The organism is Microcoleus sp. PH2017_35_SFW_U_B, assembly GCF_020737865.1.
Taxonomy (GTDB): domain Bacteria; phylum Cyanobacteriota; class Cyanobacteriia; order Cyanobacteriales; family Microcoleaceae; genus Microcoleus.
In genome coordinates this window covers 98,274-115,524 of the sequence record NZ_JAEQDE010000033.1, presented here as the reverse complement: position 1 = coordinate 115,524, position 17,251 = coordinate 98,274, and the positions used below count along the sequence as shown (strand labels likewise).

Genomic DNA, 17,251 nt, shown 5'->3' with positions numbered 1-17,251 from the left:
TTTGATGTTGCAAGCCAATCCCAGTCTGACTCCTGCTCAAATTAAGCAGATTCTGGCGGAAACGGCGAGTCGATCGGTTTAAACTCGATTCAGTTCGATCGTTCGGACTTCAGTCCTTCCTTGAAGTTTTACGAGGAAGGACTAAAGTCCGAGCGATCAAAATATCTCTTACAAAAGTCCTTTTAATTAAATTTGGGAACAGGCAAGATGCCCGTTCCACAGAAAAATAATTCTTGTGGAACGGGCATCTTGCCCGTTGCGTTTTAATTAAATTTGGGAACGGGCAAGATGCCTGTTCCACAGAAAAAATAATTCTTGTGGAACGGGCATCTTGCCCGTTGCGTTCCTCCAATCTTCAAGTCAAATTGACGGCACAGGGTGATGCAGCAGTAGCCTGGTCGATCGAATACTAACTCGTAATTCATCTCGCCATCTATTTTGGTAATCGGCTGCTTTAAGGGGATGCCGTGAATGTCGTATTGGCGGCGTTCTAAGGCACTCCAGTCGATAATTTTGATATCGATTTGGTTCTGCAACTCACTTGCGATCAGATACAGGTGCATCTTGTCTTGAACTTTCCCAGTCAGGGGAATTTTCATTAACACTGACTGAGTGACAAGGGGTTTTTGGTCGTTGGGATGCTTCTGAGTGTGGCAGTTGTTGAGTTCGATATCGTAAGGTTCTAGCTTAAATTTCTCTCCATTGGCGATCGAGGAAGAGTGCAAATCTTGCAGGCACTTTTCTAGATGAGGGATTAGCCCTAAATCTGGATCGCACAGCAGTCTGCGAATATTGGAGGTTTCAGTTACTGTCATTTTAGATTTTTGATGTTATGTTTGTGATTCTTAAATCATAGCTTACCGCAAAAAGTAATTATGTTCTATTATACTTGCGACATAGTTCCAAAAACCAGGTTTCTGGGCAGTATTTCCCGGCAAACCAGATTTTGATTAGTTAATGTTTTTATAGCCTTTCTCAGAAAGATGAGGTATGACTATAAATGGAGTTTTTTATGCGACCTCGCTTACTATATAATAAATATAAGAGGGCTCCCATCCCAACAACGTACCTCACTTTTTTGAGAACCGCTATAAATTATTTTTTGGTGAGTTTCCACAGATTGAGTTCGACATTACCGCCAACCGGATCTATTTGATAGTTTTGCTGTTCAATTGCCGATCGCAAATCTGAGGAAGGCCTGTATAAAAACAACTCGCCCAAACCGCTGGGAATTTTCGGAGGTTCTGGTTTTTTTCGTGCCAACTCTCGATTTGTGTAACAAGAAGTGTAACAGCGGGGTTGGATTAGCAGTTTGACTTTTGGTTGCAGGCGATAACTTAAAGGCATGATGTATGCGATATTCGCATCGCTGATAATTAAGGGATTGCTTGCAGAATTGACAGTCGCTGCGACTTCTAATTCCGCACGCAACCAACCGCTGCCTTTATTCCACCAACTATCGGCTTGAGAACTAACTCCACCGGAGATGATGCCTGCACAAAACAGTGCAACTATAACTATTTTCCACAGTCTTTGCAGTTTTGAGTTATCAAAATTGTTGCTAATTTTCACAGACAGCAGGTAAGCAACTGCTAGCTGAATTCCCACATAACAAGGAACTAAATATCGCGGATTTGCCGATCGCCTCCCGCCTTTAAGTATATCGGGCACTGCCAAAAATAAGGCAGTTGTGGCAATTAACAATAATATCAATAACCAAACCCGTTTTGGTGTTTGCCGGCATAGAAAATAAAGGGAATAGCCGACTAAAGCTAGAATCAGGATGCCAACGGGAATTACCAAGGCTAGTTGTGCGGCGTTGGCAGTCCCATCAGTGCCAATATCAAAAAATCCTATGCTGACTGCGCCCACCCACCTGCTGACTAATCTGAAGAGATTTGTTTGTTCTGCCCATACTGTGGTACTTCTAACTTGATTGAAGTTTTCGACAATATTTACGAGGGAAGGCATGAAGCCAATTAAGGCGACCATTGCTGCTGCATAATAGGCAATAAATGTTTTAACATCGCGCCAGTTGGCAATAACTGCGACGTAGATTGCGTGGGCTGCGGCTACGCAGATAAATAATAAGTGGGTGTACAATCCCATTGCTGCTGTGACTGCGTATAGTGTCCAGTGATAAATCAGCAACATTGGATTTTGATTGACATCCGGGCGCATTGCTCGCAATAAGGCTGCACTGGATAAAATGGTAGTTAATGTCCACAAACTGTACTGTCTGGCTTCTTGGGCAAACAGGATGTGGTAGGGAGAAATGGCGAGAATTGCGATCGCCATCCAAGCCACAGCAGAGGATTCAAATAACTCCCAAGCCAGCCAATAAATGGCGGGAAATACTAGCAAGCTAATGACGGCGGCCAAACTTCTCATTGTTGCCACGGAACTGCCGAACCATTGCGCCCAAAATCGCGCTAGTATGTAATAGAGTGGCGGGTGTTGGGGGTCTTCGGTTGTTAAGGAATTGAGGGTATTGCTTAAAGTTTTTTGGGAGTTGATCTGCTGGTATTTTTGTAAATCCGAGGGCGAAGTTATTTTCTGGTATGAAATTTGTTTGATAATTTCGGCTTCGGTGTAGCCGGAAACTCTTAAGGAAGTATAGTTTTCGTCGATCCAGTAGAATTTGCGATCGAGATTGACAAATCGAAATAAAATGCCGATCGCTAATACGGCTATAATTAAAAATCGCAACCACTTCTCAAGTGGAGGGTTGTGAGAATTTAGTCGATCGCGATTTTCAGTAGATTCCATTTTTTAGCTAGCTAATCTCGCAGAACTTTTTTGATGTCACCCACAGACAACACGGTTCGTAGTGAGGACTTTAGTCCTTCTGTCTAAAGATCCGATAGAGATCGAGGACGACAAGACATTGTAATTAATCCACTTTCACGCTCAGAGCATCCCGTTTTTGTAGGGGCGAAGCATTCGCGCTGACAATCTCTCCTATAGTCGATAGGATACAGGCGCGAATGCTTCGCCCTTGCGGATATGTTTGTACAATCGGGATGATCCCCTTTCCCTGTTTTCTAAAGTCTGTCATAACTTTAAAAAAATGGTATTAGTGCTTCTTTCTTTCTTAATAGCCAGAGAGAGGACTGAAGTCCTTACAGACAACATGGTTTGTAGTGAGGACAGGTGCATCTGGTTTTTGCAGAGGGCGAAGCATTTCGGCACATAACTTATGAGTGAGAATCAGAGATTTACTGCCGAAATGCTTCGCCCCTACAAATCGTCAACTGTCAACTGTCAACTGTCAACTGTCAACTGATTAATCGTCTACTCCTTCAATCGGTGCAAAACCTTGGCGCTGAATATTTTCAGTTATAGTACGAGGTTCGAGGAATTGCAGCAAATAATCCGGGCCGCCCGCTTTGGAACCAACTCCCGAAAGTTTGAATCCTCCGAAGGGTTGGCGCGATACCACGGCGCCAGTGGTTCCGCGATTGATGTACAGATTTCCGACTTCAAAATCGGCTTTGGCGCGATCGATATGCGAAGGTGTGCGAGAATACAATCCGCCAGTTAAAGCAAAATTTGTATCGTTAGCAATTGCGATCGCCTCATCGAAATTATGAGCCCGAATCACCGACAAAACTGGGCCGAAAATTTCTTCTTGGGCGAGAGTTGCAGTCGGCGCGACTTCCGTCACAATCACTGGGCCGACAAAATAACCGGTTTGGGGCGCGGCCATTTCTAAGGCTATCTTAGCTTCAGCGCGACCTTTTTCGATGTATTCGCGGATGCGCGACTGCGCCGTAGCATCGATGACAGGCCCGACTTGAGTGCCGGGATTTTCAGCAGGGCCGACATTGAGCGATCGCGCTGCTTCTACCAATCTTTCCACAAAAGCATCGTACACCGACTCGACCACAATTACTCGCGAACAAGCGGAACATTTTTGACCGCTATATCCAAAGGCAGAATAAACTACGCCAGCAACTGCTTGGTCTAAATCCGCACTTTCATCGACAATAATTCCATTCTTGCCACCCATTTCCGCAATTACTCGCTTCAGGTGTTTTTGTCCCGGTTGCAAAATCGCAGCTTGGGCATAAATCTGACAGCCAACTTCCTGAGAACCTGTGAAGGTAATCATGTGAACGTCGGGATGTTTCACCATGTAAGCGCCGACGGTTGAACCTTTGCAAGGTACGTATTGAAATACGCCTTTGGGGATGCCAGCTTCTAGCAAAATTTCAGCTATCTTTGCAGCAATTACTGTGGAAAATTCCGCAGGCTTGAGTAAGGTACAGTTACCTGCAACTAGCGATGCAACTGTCATCCCGACGGGAATTGCCAGGGGAAAATTCCAAGGTGAAATAATCAGAGAAATGCCGCGCGGTTGATAGGTATAGCGGTTGTTTTCTCCGGGAATGTCGTAATTTTGTCCTTGTTCCAACCGTTCCATTTCGTCGGCGTAGTAGCGACAAAAATCAATGGCTTCGGAAACTTCGGCATCGCATTCTCTGACTGGTTTGCCGACTTCAAACACCATCCAAGCTGACAGTTCGTGGCGCCGCTGTTCCATCAATTCGGCTGCTTTGCGGAGGACTCCGGCGCGCTGGCGAACGGGGGTTTTGCGCCAACTTGTGGAGGCTGCTTTGGCTGCTTCTAGGGCTTGTTTGGCTTGTTCTTCAGACAGTAATCCGATTTTTCCGACTACTTCTGCGGGATTGGAAGGGTTGAGGGAATTAACTGTTGTTTCGGTGTTTTGGTACTCGCCATCGATTAGTGGCAAATATGTTTTACCTAGGTTGGCGCGCACTGATTTGATGGCTGCTTCTGCTTGTTGCCGCAATTTGGTATTGGCGTAGTCGGTATCGGCGACGTTGGGAAATACTTTGCTGTAAGCTATCTGGTCGTTGCCATTAGCGACTGGTGCGGCTAATAATTGTTCGATCGGCATTTCTTCGGAACTTTGCCGAATAAACGAACTGTTGGCGGTATTTTCCAGCAATCGGCGGATCAAATAAGCCATTCCTGGGAGCAAATCGCCGTAGGGACAGTATACTCGGACGCGATAACCGCGATCGACCAAAAGCTTGGCCAGTTTGTCGCCCATGCCGTACAGCACTTGCATCTCAAAGCGGCGGCGCGGTATATTGAGAGTCTCGGCAATCGCGATCGCCCTGGCTTGCGATCGGACGTTGTGACTTGCGATCGCAGCATACAAATATTCGTGATTTTCCAGCAGTAACTGAGTCATCTGCTCAAAATTTGCATCCGTAGCAACCTTGTCATTATAGACAGGCTGCGGCCAATCCTTCTGCATCGCCTTGATAGTTTCCTGATCCCAGTAAGCGCCTTTCACCACACGCACCGTTACCGGATTGCCGCGTTTTTTCGCCCAAGCAATAATGCCTTGCAAATCTTGTTTGCTATCGCGTAAATATGCCTGCATTGTAATTCCGACATCTGTGCGACTGCGGAACTCTTCCTCTAACAATAAGTCTTTGAGAATGCTGAGAGTTAAACTCTTATATTCGTACTGTTCCATGTCGAAGTGAACAGCCGCACCCAACTCTTTAGCGCGCCGCAATAACAGGCGAATTCTCTCGCTAACTTTTTCCTCGCTGCCTTTCGCATCCAGCGGATCGAACTGAGAATAAAAAGCCGTTAACTTGACAGATACTTGCACTCGCGGCAGAGTTTCGCCGTCAGCCTTATCAATCGCATCTACCTGCGACCAATTCTTAGCTGCACTGCTCAATTCGGTCATCAATTCCAAATAGCGATTCAGATAAACTTCCGCCTCAGTTTCAGTAATCACAGCTTCGCCCAAAAGGTCAACTGTAAAACCCATTTTATCTTTGCGAAGTCGTTCTAAGGTTTTAATTACCTGCTTGATATTTTCCCCAGAAATATACTTGTGCGCCAAAGTTTCTACAGCAGGTGCAACCGTCGTCGCCGCCAATTGTCCAGGAATCGAATCAGCGTTAGTAAAACTTAGCAATTTTTTCAAAGCTTCCGGCAATTCTACCTCTTCCACAGTCAGGTATTCTTGCAAGTGGCGGGCAATTTCCGGCTTGCTGCGGAGGGCGGGCAAACAGTCAATAAATCGAAACAATTGCACCCGCAGTCCGGGGCTGGCCATTGCCCAATCCATCAGTTTGTCGTCCCAGCGCATTTGGTCTTGCAATTGACCGAAAAACGATCGCTTTTTGTCTTGAGTTGCCTTAAGGATTTCTTTAGCAATTTCCTGAGTCTTTGCTTCGTAGATGCTTGGAGATACTTGTGCGACCATTGGTAATTAGTAATTGGTAATGGGTAATTGGCAACCAGGGCGGGTCGATCTATTGTGCAACTACCCCCTGATACAATTATACTGGCTATTTGACTTCAATTTTCACTCCGTAGTTTGCTTGGCGATCGCCCGAAATTTCAATAGTATAATCGCCGCTGCTGGCTAGTTGACCTTGCCACTGACCTGTGCTATCAACAGTACCTACTTTTTCACCGTTAGGAGCAATAATATCTGCACTAACTTGACCTTCTTGAACCTTTACTGTCATGCTTTGGCCGCTATTGCATTCTAGCAAGTAGCGCTTCGATTTGTTGGCTGGCAAACTATTGCTGAGAGTAGTTCCGGTAGCACCTGCTGGAAAGCTAACTCGCTCAGTTACAGGGGTTTCCACCGCAGCGGGAGACGCCGCCGGAGAAGGTAACGGTGACGGGGAAGCAAGTTGCGGAACGCCTGAGAGCGATGGTACTTGAGTCGGATTCGGCGATGGTGCGCTGTTGGCGGGCAGTGTCTGCTGGGGTGCTGGGGGCACTCCGGGCTGGCGGTAGGCGCGCGCTGTTGGAACAGGGGGAGGGCTTTCAGGCAGGGGTACGTCGGAAGGCAATCTGATTTGAAGGTTCGCTCTTTCTTGATACATTCTCCACGCGAGCAAACTGCCGAGACTTATCGTGGAACCGACTAACATTCCGCTCAGAAAAATTGCCAATATTTGCCAGATTCGACTTGGTTTGCGATCGGGATTTGCGGTGTAATTTGTAACAGGTAAATCACCGATATTTTGACTGGTTTCCGGGGCATTTTCGGCGGAAATTGGAATTGTTTCTGTTTCGTCTATTGCCGTTAAAATATTTTCGGGTGCGGCAATTTCATCGGAAGTTTCTGGGGGTTGGGAAGTTGCTGTTAAAACATTTTCACTGGGGAGATTTTCTGTAGGAGTTTCTGGGGGTTCGGAAGTTGCTGCTAAAACATTTTCACTGGGGAGATTTTCTGTAGGAGTTTCTGGGGGTTCGGAAGTTGCTGCTAAAGCATCTTCAATTGGGGGGATTTCAGCGAGAGTTTCTGCGGGTTCGGAGGTTGTATGGGGATTGGTAATGACAGTATTCGCGAACTCATCGCTGTCAGTAGCAATTGTTTCCGGTTGCTGAGTCAAAATTTGATTTTTTTCCTGTTCGTTACTCATGGGACTAAATTTTTTGTACAAATACTGCTTTTAGACATTTTACGTTATATTAAATCTGGTGATAGCCCAATGATGCTGAGGGCGCGGGCGGGACGATCGCACTTAGGACTGAAGTCCTCACTACAAGCCAATTTTATGAGAAATTTGTCGGTTGGGGCGATCGCAAATTTACCAACTTTTAAAACCTCTGATATTTATCGAGATGGACGATTGACTCTAAGGAGCCTCCCTGTCAATGTTTCCACATTAGAAATAGCCTCCGAAATTCGTGTAGCCATCCTCTGTCTGTCCTGTTGGTCGTCTTTACAGACAATGATACCAGCATGGTTAGGCTGTGAAGCGTGCAGTCGAATAAAATCGATACGATTTAGTGTCAAAACTGCCCGTTCGTTTGTAACAGCGGCGCGGGTGCGTCGCTCATATATTGTCGTCAATTACCGAGATTATCGCAGCGACACACCCTACTTTCATATCAAATCCCGTTGCATAGGAATTATTAATCTCTCTATTCTCTCTCTGTGTCCTCTGCGCCCTCTGCGGTTAAATCATTTCCATACAACCGGAAACGATATCACTCGCGGCGCGGGTGCGTCGCTCATATATTGTCGTAAATTACCTAGATTATCGTAGCGACGTACCCTACTTTGACTACAAAATTGGTACATTTGAATTTATCGTTGGGTGGGGGCGGGTTTTTGAGATTGTGGGTTTTTGGCGGGAATTTTTGGCGAACCAGCCCCTACAAGATACTCAATTATTAGGCAAAGATTGCCAAAAAGGCCGGGGTTCAGGCTTCCTCACAGTATTCGTCGCCGACTGTACATTTCCTTTCAATTCTTGATAATATCTATCGTCCAGAAAACTCATGCTAACACCAGCAGGAAGCAGCAATTGGCGCAATCTTTCTTGAGTGTAATCTAGACCATCAATTATCGGGCCGCGCGGATTTGAGACTAACAACTTACCGTTAACAGGCACCGAATTGACCATATTCGGCCACCAAGCATAACCGCTGTAGCCAAACATCGCTGGAACCTGAACGATTTGGTCGTCTGCGAGGGAAAACTCTCTTTTCAACTTCTCTAAAATCGGATAGATTTTCTGCTTTTGCAGATTGAGATTGTGTTGAATTAAAGCAGGATTATTCAATGCAGCCCTGACTGTAGTTTCGGTGCTCAAGCCGCGATTGATTGTAACATCACCATAACCTTTTCCCGCCAATTCTTCCAACAGCCTAACTCCGGCTTCTGGACTGGCGATCGCCATTATATATTTTCCGGGAGTTTGACTGGGAATAAAATTGATAATTTCATCGACTTGACGAGTCAAAAGCCAAGAAGTATCAATATCCACCGCTGGGCCTTGAATTCTTTGAGCTTGAATAAAATCAAGTACCTCAGGATTAAAACCAGCATTCCCCGAATTTCCGTAATAAACTCGACCCATTGGATGTCCGGGAATCGGTGGCGTCACTTGCAAATTGCCGTAGCCATCAGACCACTGATTCACAGGGTCTAAAGAGCGAGGTTTGCCAATTTTAAATACTCTTAAATCTCGCTCCTGAGTTGACTTTGCCGGCTTGTCGAGCGCTGAATTGCTAGGGCTTTTAATCGCGACATTAACTTGACGCATATCGGATTTTTCGGGAACTTGAACGTAGCCATTTTTCTGACTGTCTTGCATCCAAGCATTATCGCCCTGGATGATTTTTACTTGAGCGCCCGTGGGTTCTACAGCTTGTTTGAGTTGGGAGATAAATTCACTGTTAGCCGAGCCTCGGTCGCTGACCTGAAGTTCTGTTACGGGTGCTGTATTTGGTGCTATCATCCAAGGACTAACGCCCATTTGGATTGTGGTGGTGGCGATTTGTTGACCGTTGTTTTCGGCAGTTGCTTTGAGATTAACCTGGCCGTTCCAATTGCGATCGGCAAATTGTTTTGCTTCCACTCCTAAAACAATATTCGTGTTGAAAATTAGGGGTTTAGTACCGGATATATCTACAGGTAGCCAGCCGTCGGCAGTTTTCTGAAAAACGCTGATGTGAGAGCTGCCAATGCTGTCAGCGGTGATAAATAATTGAGAATCTTTGAAGTTTTCCGACAGGATTAAATTAACTTGAGAAAGCATTGCTGCGCGGCGAGGAACGCTAACCTTGGTTTCTTGCCAAGTCGGTATTTTGCTGCGGCGATCGTTATTGCGATCGTTATACACAATCAGCGCGCCGCTGGACAATGACCATTGTTCTTTTCCGGCTTCGTCTACCTGATTAATTTTGCCGTCTCTGTTAGTATCTCCGGCAAAGAAGAAGTTGGTCGCTGAGGTTGCGGGCGTAACTGGGGTGGGAGTTGCGGTTGCGGTTGATTCGGGAGTTGGTGTTGCGGTTGACTCGGGAGTTGGTTGAGGAGTTGGTTGTTGATTGAGTTCTAATTGTTGTCTTTGTTGTTCTTTTAGGGCGAGTTCTTGCTTTTCTAATTCTTGTCTTGTGAGTTCTTTTAGTGCTAATTCTTCCCTTTCTTTTGCTTGGCGGGCGAGTTCTTGTTTTTCTTGTTCTTTGCGGACTAATTCTTGCCTTGCAAATTCTTGTCTTTCTATTTCTCTGCGGGCGAGTTCTTTTTTCTCTTGTTCTTGTCTCTCTATTTCGCGGCGAGCAAATTCTATCTTCTCTTGTTCTTTTCTGGCAATTTCTCTTACCTGTTCTTCCTCGGCTCTAATTTTCTGTGCAGAACGTGCTACTTGCCATTCGTAGGTAGCGAGAGTGAGGTTTCCTTGATATTCGATGGTTTTGTCGATCGCCCGTTCAGCCAAAAAAGAACCGTGGGGAATGAGCCGGAGGTTATTGATAGCCAATTGCCAAAAGCGTTGCGACTGTTCCCAAGTAGCGGGATCGGCTTTAGAAGTGCGTCCAATGACGACGGCTTGGGAGGCTAATCTAGCAGCTTCGTCCCAGTTATTTTTGGCTTGTTTTTCTATTTCAATCTGATTTTGAAGGTTTTGGAGTTGCTGCGTAAGAGTTTGGGATTGGTTGCGGGGGCTTTCTGGTTGCCAATATTCGGGAGAAAACAGACTGCTGTCGGGAGTTTGGGCAAGTTTATCTAATCGTACCTTGAGGCGATCGCGCAATTTGTAGAGTTCCGGGAGGGATTGCGGAGTGTCGCCGTCGGGTTGTCGCGCCGAGAGTGCGAGTTTGTAGTTTAGAGTAGGTTGAGCCACTGTCGTAGGGATGGCAACCCAAATTATACCGATGACGACACCGAAAGCATTGACGATCGCGATCGCCACATATCGAACCCAGCGCATATAGTTAATCCTCAGACACCCAGATGATTTTACCTAATATTGGGTTCAATGGGGGATTTAGTTGTAAGATTTTTGGATGGGGTTCAGAAACCGGGTTTTTTACCTAATCTGTCGGTAGTAACGAAGTATTGTTGTAAAAAACCCGGTTTCTTTGTCGGAGTCGGTAATTTCTGTTATGGGTAATTGCGCCATGTTTTATGCTGCTTCATTTCTAACTATTGCTGCTTCAATTTCGTCTGGGTAAGCATCAGCATAAGCCCAAGCATTGACTAAATCAGCCGCAGTCAAATGGGGATAGCACTTCAAAAGTTCAGCATCGCTGCATCCGAGACGGCGATACCCGACAAGTACCCAAACTTGTATGCGAGTATTGCCAACACAGGCATCGCCGCCACACACGCCGGGAGTTTTTTTAACGCCTAGAGAACCGTTGGTTAAAGTTTGAGTTAGGATGCTGATGAGTTTAGCTTTATCAACCGGATTTTTTGTTAGTTTGGAAGTTTCGCGGGCGGGAAGCAGCGAGCAAGATGGCGAGAAGAATCAGAAGAAGAGTGAAGTGAGGATAGATACTTGCTAAACCCTTATTTTTTCTTAGTGCGGTTGCGTTTTCTCGATTCAGCCGCCATATTTTTTGCTTTTTTTTGCTTTGCTTTACTTGCCTTAGAGCCATTGACAGGACTACCACCGATCGGTTTGCTTGACCATCCAAATAGATCGGAGTTTTCAGATGCAAGCGTAGGGGCAATTTTAGCATTATATATCTGCTGAAATTGTTTTAGACCTTCCTCCGTACTCATATCAAACCCTGCTTGATGACCGAGCGTTACAAAGGATTTGGCAAATCCGAATTTAGAAGAATCTTCCATAATCTCCTGAAATTCCGGCTCAATATCCCGCAGGTATTTGATAATTGAAGTGGCATTTTGCAGTTTAAATTCTCGTTTCAAAAATTGCCATAACGCCAATAATTCCGGGATAGCATTTTCACCGTCTTCCGGCGAAAGCAAAGTCACTTTCCTGGGAAATAAGTCTTCGATTACAGTTTCCACATCTGCCACTTTCATGCAAGGTAGTGTAAAACCTTCATAGCTGAAAGCGTAATAAATGAACTGCGATATCCAAGATCCAACGTCTGGATAAGTTTTACCGTATTCTTCTCCTTCGGGAGAATTGACAAATAACTCGATTAGAGTTTCCTGATAATCTTCCAGGAGGGGTTCTGCTTCGTCATAGTCTAGGCCGTCTAGTTGGCGGATGTTAAAAGGTTTATCTGACATAGTTGATTTTTTTTGAATTTAATTGACTTTAGATCTAAGGTTAGTACAACTTTGGCAGTTCGATTAATTCTTTAGGATTTTATTATATTTAAAATCTTCGATCGCAGAAATTTGTGCCATGTTTTAGGCTTCCTCATTTTCTCTGATCGCAGCTTCAATCTCTTCTGGGTGTGCCTCAGTGTAAGCCCTAGCATTCGCCAAATCCGCTGCACTCAAATGAGGAAAGTCTTGCAAAATCCGCACATCATTTGCACCCAGAAGGCGATAATTTGCGATCGACCAAATAGGTATGCGAGTCTTGGTAATTCTAGCATCGCCACCACATACGCCCGGAGTTTTTTCAATTCCTTGCCAAGTATTGCTTAAACTTTGAACTAATAGCTGTATTGCTTGAGTTTTTTCAATGGGAGTTAAGGCAAGGAGTTGTTTTTTTAATTCTTTCAGTGCCATTTTTTACAATCTCAATCATTTTATATGGTTGGCTTTCTTTACATTGAAGGACGATTAACTCGAATCAATTTGCCACTCAATGTTTCTTCAGCAGAAATAGCGTCATTAATTCGGGTCGCCTGTCTTTCCCAGTTGCTATCTTGAGTACAAATGATAATACCAGCATGGTCTGGTTGTGAGCGATGCAGTCGAATAAAATCACCTCGATTGAGAGTCAAAACTTCTCGTTCATTACTCACTGCAAAAGCCAATACATCCTCATCAGGAATTCCTAATCCTGCGTTTCCGGCTTCTTGAACTGTTAAAACAATGACATTCGCTGGCTATCAAGTATGATATCACTTAGCAGAATTAGCTCCAGCAAGGCGATCCTCCTCTGCCAAAAAAGGAGTTAAATCAATTTCTGGCGAAGACCGAGAAGATAGGCGAACCCCGCCCCCGCTCCGATAAACCGGAGTACCTTTCTGCAAACTTTCAGTCATATCTCGCATTGCGTTATAAGCCTCTGTATCGCTACCCGGTTTCAACGTCACCAACAGCGGACAACTATCGCCACTCAACTTAGTTTTAGCACAAATCACGTATTGCTTTGGCGTATTAGGATCGCCTCGATAACTTAACTTAGTCAAACCATCTTTGCGATAACCGTTCAATCGTTCAGCAATTATTTCGCAGCGTCTTAGAGGCGTATAATCACCGCCTAAAGTTGTCACCATTTTTAGCCAAGGTTGTTGACCTTTATCCTGACGGTACATGACAGTCCAAACTTCACCTCCCCGCTGAGTATCTGGCTGATTTTGGCAGGAAAAACGAGCATCTTTTCCAAACACCAGGGGCGACCAACCTTGAGCATAAGCAATGGCGACACCGCCAACAGCCGCAAACAAACCTAGTACACCGACAGTCAGGTTTGCGACGTTAAAGAAATTTCCATTATTACTCACGGTACTGAATCCTCGATAAAATTTTGATAGACAACAACAGCGATAATAAGTTGAGAATTTCTACATCAGCCAAGTAACGAATTCCCGAAAACCGCCGGGGAATTAATTCCCTGTTCATGAAAATGTTTCCTGAATTGGTTTAATGCTATTATAGTATATAAGTAGGTAAACATATAATATATTGTCTGTCATTGCGAGGAACGAAGCAATCGCAGAGACTAGGCGATTGCTTCGTTCCTCGCAATGGCATGATGATGTTTATGTTCACTTACTTAAAATTTATTAATCGTCGTTAATGTCTGACTTAGAAAAAGGTCTAGCCGCCTTTAATAACCAAGATTATACCCAAGCATTTAGCTTGTTAAAACCACTAGCAGAACAAGGAAATGCCGAATCCCAGTGCATTATTGCCAGTATGTACCATTTAGGATTAGGTCGAGAAAGGATAATATTAGAAGCAATTAAATGGTACATCAAATCCGCCGAGCAAGGCTATGGTGTTGCCTCAAACAACTTAGCAGGAATTTATCTGTGCGGTGCTGATGGTGTAGCAGCCGATCGCACTGAAGCAGAAAAATGGTTTCAAACAGCCAGAGAACAAGGATTTTTGCATATACCTATTTCCAGTGACTATTGGAACCAAACCCGATCGCCCGTCTCCACCGAACAGCGAAAGATGTGATATAATCTCAAGTAAAAATATAAATAATCAACAATCATGCAATTAGAAGATTACTTTGAATTTTTAACACCAGAAGATATCCGCATCAAAGGAACCCGCGTCGGTATCGAACACATTCTCTACGAATACATCCACCGCTGCCAAACTCCAGAAGCCATAGCTCAAAAATTTCGGACAGTGACTATGGCTCAAGTTTATGCTACGATTCTCTACTATCTGGAAAATACAAAGACTGTCGGTAAATATGTAGGAGATTGGTTAGAATATTGCCTCAAAGCTGAAGCTGAATACGATCGCAATCCATCACCTTTTGTCTTGAAAATGCGTCAGATTAAAGAGCAAAATCAGAAATCTCAACAACTAGATCGAGTTTATTAATGAGTGTCAAATATCTGTTAGACGAAAATATCGATCCTGAATATCGGGTGCAGCTTTTGTATCATCAATCCGATCTGGTTGTTTTGATGGTTGGTGATGAAGGTGTTCCGCCGAAAGGAACGAAAGACCCAGAAATCTTGTGTTGGTGCGAGGATAATAATTTTATCCTTGTTACTAATAACCGACGCTCAATGCCAGTTCATTTGTCAGATCATACAGCCGAAGGTCGTCACGTTCTAGGAATTCTCACAATTCGCTTGAATGCAGATATGGGCAAAGTGATTGACGAATTAATAGAAATTGCGGGAGCATCTTTTGAAAATGAATATCAAGATCGGATTGAATTTATCCCGTTAAATTAATTTATCTGGCGGACAATATAGATAAGAATCGGCGATTGAAATCGCTTCTACATAAACGAAGTCGGCCTCCGCCGACTGAAGAATATTGATATCAAACTAGACTTAAATACCCGCTTATTTTCTGAGATAAGATTCGGCGATTGAAATCGCTTCTACATAAACGAAGTCGGCCTCCGCCGACTGAAGAATATTGATATCAAACTAGACTTAAATACCCGCTTATTTTCTTAGTCCGCGCAGGCGGACTTTGTTTGTGTAGACGCGGTTTCAACCGCCGAGTAATCAAGATGGTTGCTAACTCCAAAGAAACCGGGTTTTTCATCAAATATATCGACTACAGCGCGTCTTTTCGTAAAAAACCCGGTTTCTAGGCCTCGCAATCCTACAACTGCTTCACCTCAGCAACCAACTTCGCAACCACATCCTTAGCGCTACCAAACAACATCATCGTCTTATCCTTATAAAACAACTCATTGTCAACACCCGAAAAACCAGCACTCATTCCGCGCTTAATTACGATCGTATGTTTAGCCTTATCAACCTCCAAAATCGGCATCCCATAAATCGGGCTAGCGGTATCGTGACGCGCCGCCGGATTCACCACATCATTCGCACCAATCACCAACGCCACATCCGTCTCTTCAAACTGCGGATTGATGTCATCCATATCGTACAACTGCGGATAAGGCACGTTTGCTTCCGCCAGCAACACATTCATGTGCCCCGGCATCCGCCCAGCCACCGGGTGAATCGCGTATTTCACGTCAACACCCATTTTTTCCAAACCGTCGGCTAACTCGCGTACCGCGTGCTGTGCTTGCGCTACAGCCATCCCGTAACCCGGAATGATCACAACCGATCGCGCATAGCCTAACATCATCGCACTTTCTTCGAGATTAATGCTGCGAACAGTTTTGTCGATCGCCCCAGCAGCAGCCCCAGCAGCCGCAGCACTTCCGCCACCACTACCAAAGGCGCTAAACAGCACGCTAGAAAGCGATCGATTCATCCCCTTGCACATAATTTGCGTCAAAATAATCCCCGACGCGCCAACAAGTGCACCAGCGATAATCAGCATATTGTTCATCAAAATGAACCCAGCCACACTCGCCGCAATCCCCGAATAAGAGTTAAGTAGCGACACCACCACGGGCATATCACCGCCACCAATCGGGAGCACAAACATGATTCCCAGGATATTGGAAATCGCCACCAAACCGAGGAATACCGGGACATTTTCGGGATTCGCCAGCATATAACCGCTGCCGGCTAAAAGCGCGATCGCCAGCATGGCATTAAACGGCTGTTGTAGCGGAAACGTCATCGGCGCACCTGGTAGCAATTCTTGCAGCTTCGCAAACGCCACAAGGCTTCCAGTGAAAGTGATTCCGCCAATCAACACGCCCAAAAGGATCGTGATTGTCGCATCAGGTGCCGGCGATTCCGGGATGCTGAGATAGCGCCAGAATTCCCCCACAGCAACGAGGGCAGAAGCCGCGCCCCCAAAGCCGTTAAGCAAACCTACCATCTGCGGCATATCCGTCATCGCCACGGTTTTCGCCATGATTGTTCCGGCGATCGAACCAATGATAATTCCGACTACAATTAATTCGTAGCTGACTACTTGCTTTTCTAGTAATGTACCAACGATCGCAATCAACATCCCGATCGCAGCTAACACATTTCCTTGACGCGCAGTTGCGGGCGATCCCAACTGTTTCAAACCGACAATAAACAAAGATGCGGCAACTAAATAACCTAGTTGAATGGCACTTGGCAGAAAATCACTCACGCTTTAACCTCTTTTTTCTTGAACATTTGTAGCATTCGATCGGTGACTAAGAAACCAGCGACAACGTTAATTGTGGCAAGGGCGATCGCGATCGTCCCCAAAATCGAAGTAACAGTTACATTACCTTGGCCGGAAATTAGAATCGCCCCTAAAACTGCAATTCCAGAAATCGCATTAGAACCCGACATCAAAGGTGTATGTAGCGTCGGGGGGACTTTGTTAATAACTTCAAATCCCACAAACGATGCTAGGGTAAACACCACTAAACCTGCAATCAATCCTTCTGCCATGACAATTGGTAATTGGTAATTGGAAATAACTCGTTCTCGGTTGCGTTTTGCATTAAGATTCGGCGGTTGAAACCGCTACTACACAAACGAAGTCTGCCTCCGCAGACTAAGAAATAAAAGATGATTCGGCGGTTGAAACCGCTACTACACAAACGAAGTCTGCCTCCGCAGACTAAGAAATAAAAGGGGTATTCTAGCCAGATTTGGTATCACTGATAGGCAGAGCCCTGTAACTATAGAACTTCATTAGTCCGCGGAGGCGGACATTGTTTGTGTAGCCGCGATTTCAATCGCCGGGGCTTCATTAGTCCGCGGAGGCGGACATTGTTTGTGTAGCCGC

General features: G+C 45.2%; 16 protein-coding genes and 1 pseudogene. 4 read left to right on the top strand and 13 right to left on the bottom strand.

Going from position 1 to position 17,251, the window contains the following annotated elements; genetic code table 11:
- Window positions 1-4: 4 nt before the first annotated feature.
- Window positions 5-82, top strand: a complete 78-nt coding sequence (locus JGK36_RS33820) for a hypothetical protein (protein ID WP_367120247.1) — start codon at window positions 5-7, stop codon at window positions 80-82.
- A 181-nt stretch (window positions 83-263) separates the two neighbouring features.
- Here JGK36_RS33820 and JGK36_RS08475 read toward each other — a convergent pair whose 3' ends face one another.
- The 11 genes and pseudogenes from JGK36_RS08475 to JGK36_RS08425 all read right to left on the bottom strand — a co-directional run bounded on the left by JGK36_RS08475 (window position 264) and on the right by JGK36_RS08425 (window position 13,407).
- Window positions 264-815, bottom strand: a complete 552-nt coding sequence (locus JGK36_RS08475) for a hypothetical protein (protein WP_293200880.1) — start codon at window positions 813-815, stop codon at window positions 264-266.
- A gap of 280 nt (window positions 816-1,095) precedes the next feature.
- Window positions 1,096-2,769: a glycosyltransferase family 39 protein gene (locus JGK36_RS08470; RefSeq protein ID WP_293196698.1), complete on the bottom strand. Its 1,674-nt coding sequence runs from the start codon at window positions 2,767-2,769 to the stop codon at window positions 1,096-1,098.
- Window positions 2,770-3,286: 517 nt separating this feature from the next.
- Window positions 3,287-6,262: an L-glutamate gamma-semialdehyde dehydrogenase gene (gene pruA / locus JGK36_RS08465; protein ID WP_293196697.1), complete on the bottom strand. Its 2,976-nt coding sequence runs from the start codon at window positions 6,260-6,262 to the stop codon at window positions 3,287-3,289.
- A gap of 85 nt (window positions 6,263-6,347) precedes the next feature.
- Window positions 6,348-7,439: a hypothetical protein gene (locus JGK36_RS08460; protein ID WP_293196696.1), complete on the bottom strand. Its 1,092-nt coding sequence runs from the start codon at window positions 7,437-7,439 to the stop codon at window positions 6,348-6,350.
- A gap of 194 nt (window positions 7,440-7,633) precedes the next feature.
- Window positions 7,634-7,873, bottom strand: coding sequence for a DUF5615 family PIN-like protein (locus JGK36_RS08455; protein WP_293192917.1), 240 nt, complete (start codon window positions 7,871-7,873; stop codon window positions 7,634-7,636).
- 316 nt (window positions 7,874-8,189) lie between these two features.
- The gene (locus JGK36_RS08450) at window positions 8,190-10,736 is read right to left on the bottom strand and encodes a protein-arginine deiminase family protein (protein WP_293178185.1); all 2,547 of its coding nucleotides are present in this window, start codon (window positions 10,734-10,736) and stop codon (window positions 8,190-8,192) included.
- 195 nt (window positions 10,737-10,931) lie between these two features.
- The gene (locus tag JGK36_RS08445; protein WP_293178245.1) at window positions 10,932-11,255 is read right to left on the bottom strand and encodes a DUF433 domain-containing protein; all 324 of its coding nucleotides are present in this window, start codon (window positions 11,253-11,255) and stop codon (window positions 10,932-10,934) included.
- Between the two features lie 62 nt (window positions 11,256-11,317).
- Entirely contained in the window at window positions 11,318-12,013 is a 696-nt protein-coding gene (locus JGK36_RS08440; protein ID WP_293178182.1) for a hypothetical protein, read from the bottom strand.
- A gap of 123 nt (window positions 12,014-12,136) precedes the next feature.
- Window positions 12,137-12,463: a DUF433 domain-containing protein gene (locus JGK36_RS08435; protein WP_293178179.1), complete on the bottom strand. Its 327-nt coding sequence runs from the start codon at window positions 12,461-12,463 to the stop codon at window positions 12,137-12,139.
- A gap of 38 nt (window positions 12,464-12,501) precedes the next feature.
- Window positions 12,502-12,771, bottom strand: a pseudogene (locus tag JGK36_RS08430) (DUF5615 family PIN-like protein); the annotation flags it as partial.
- A 30-nt stretch (window positions 12,772-12,801) separates the two neighbouring features.
- The gene (locus tag JGK36_RS08425) at window positions 12,802-13,407 is read right to left on the bottom strand and encodes a COP23 domain-containing protein (RefSeq protein ID WP_293178177.1); all 606 of its coding nucleotides are present in this window, start codon (window positions 13,405-13,407) and stop codon (window positions 12,802-12,804) included.
- A 295-nt stretch (window positions 13,408-13,702) separates the two neighbouring features.
- Here JGK36_RS08425 and JGK36_RS08420 point away from each other — a divergent pair, with 295 nt between their 5' ends.
- Genes JGK36_RS08420 through JGK36_RS08410 form a run of 3 tightly spaced genes read left to right on the top strand, consistent with a single transcriptional unit; the run spans window position 13,703 to window position 14,829 of the window.
- Window positions 13,703-14,089, top strand: coding sequence for a tetratricopeptide repeat protein (locus JGK36_RS08420; protein ID WP_293178174.1), 387 nt, complete (start codon window positions 13,703-13,705; stop codon window positions 14,087-14,089).
- 36 nt (window positions 14,090-14,125) lie between these two features.
- The gene (locus tag JGK36_RS08415) at window positions 14,126-14,467 is read left to right on the top strand and encodes a DUF433 domain-containing protein (RefSeq protein ID WP_293178171.1); all 342 of its coding nucleotides are present in this window, start codon (window positions 14,126-14,128) and stop codon (window positions 14,465-14,467) included.
- Complete coding sequence (locus tag JGK36_RS08410; protein ID WP_293178168.1) at window positions 14,467-14,829, top strand: DUF5615 family PIN-like protein; 363 nt, start codon at window positions 14,467-14,469, stop codon at window positions 14,827-14,829. The genes JGK36_RS08415 and JGK36_RS08410 overlap by 1 nt, the downstream gene beginning before the upstream one ends.
- A gap of 382 nt (window positions 14,830-15,211) precedes the next feature.
- Here JGK36_RS08410 and JGK36_RS08405 read toward each other — a convergent pair whose 3' ends face one another.
- Complete coding sequence (locus tag JGK36_RS08405; RefSeq protein WP_293178165.1) at window positions 15,212-16,621, bottom strand: NAD(P)(+) transhydrogenase (Re/Si-specific) subunit beta; 1,410 nt, start codon at window positions 16,619-16,621, stop codon at window positions 15,212-15,214.
- Window positions 16,618-16,911: an NAD(P) transhydrogenase subunit alpha gene (locus JGK36_RS08400; RefSeq protein ID WP_106150865.1), complete on the bottom strand. Its 294-nt coding sequence runs from the start codon at window positions 16,909-16,911 to the stop codon at window positions 16,618-16,620. The genes JGK36_RS08405 and JGK36_RS08400 overlap by 4 nt, the downstream gene beginning before the upstream one ends.
- Window positions 16,912-17,251: the final 340 nt, after the last annotated feature.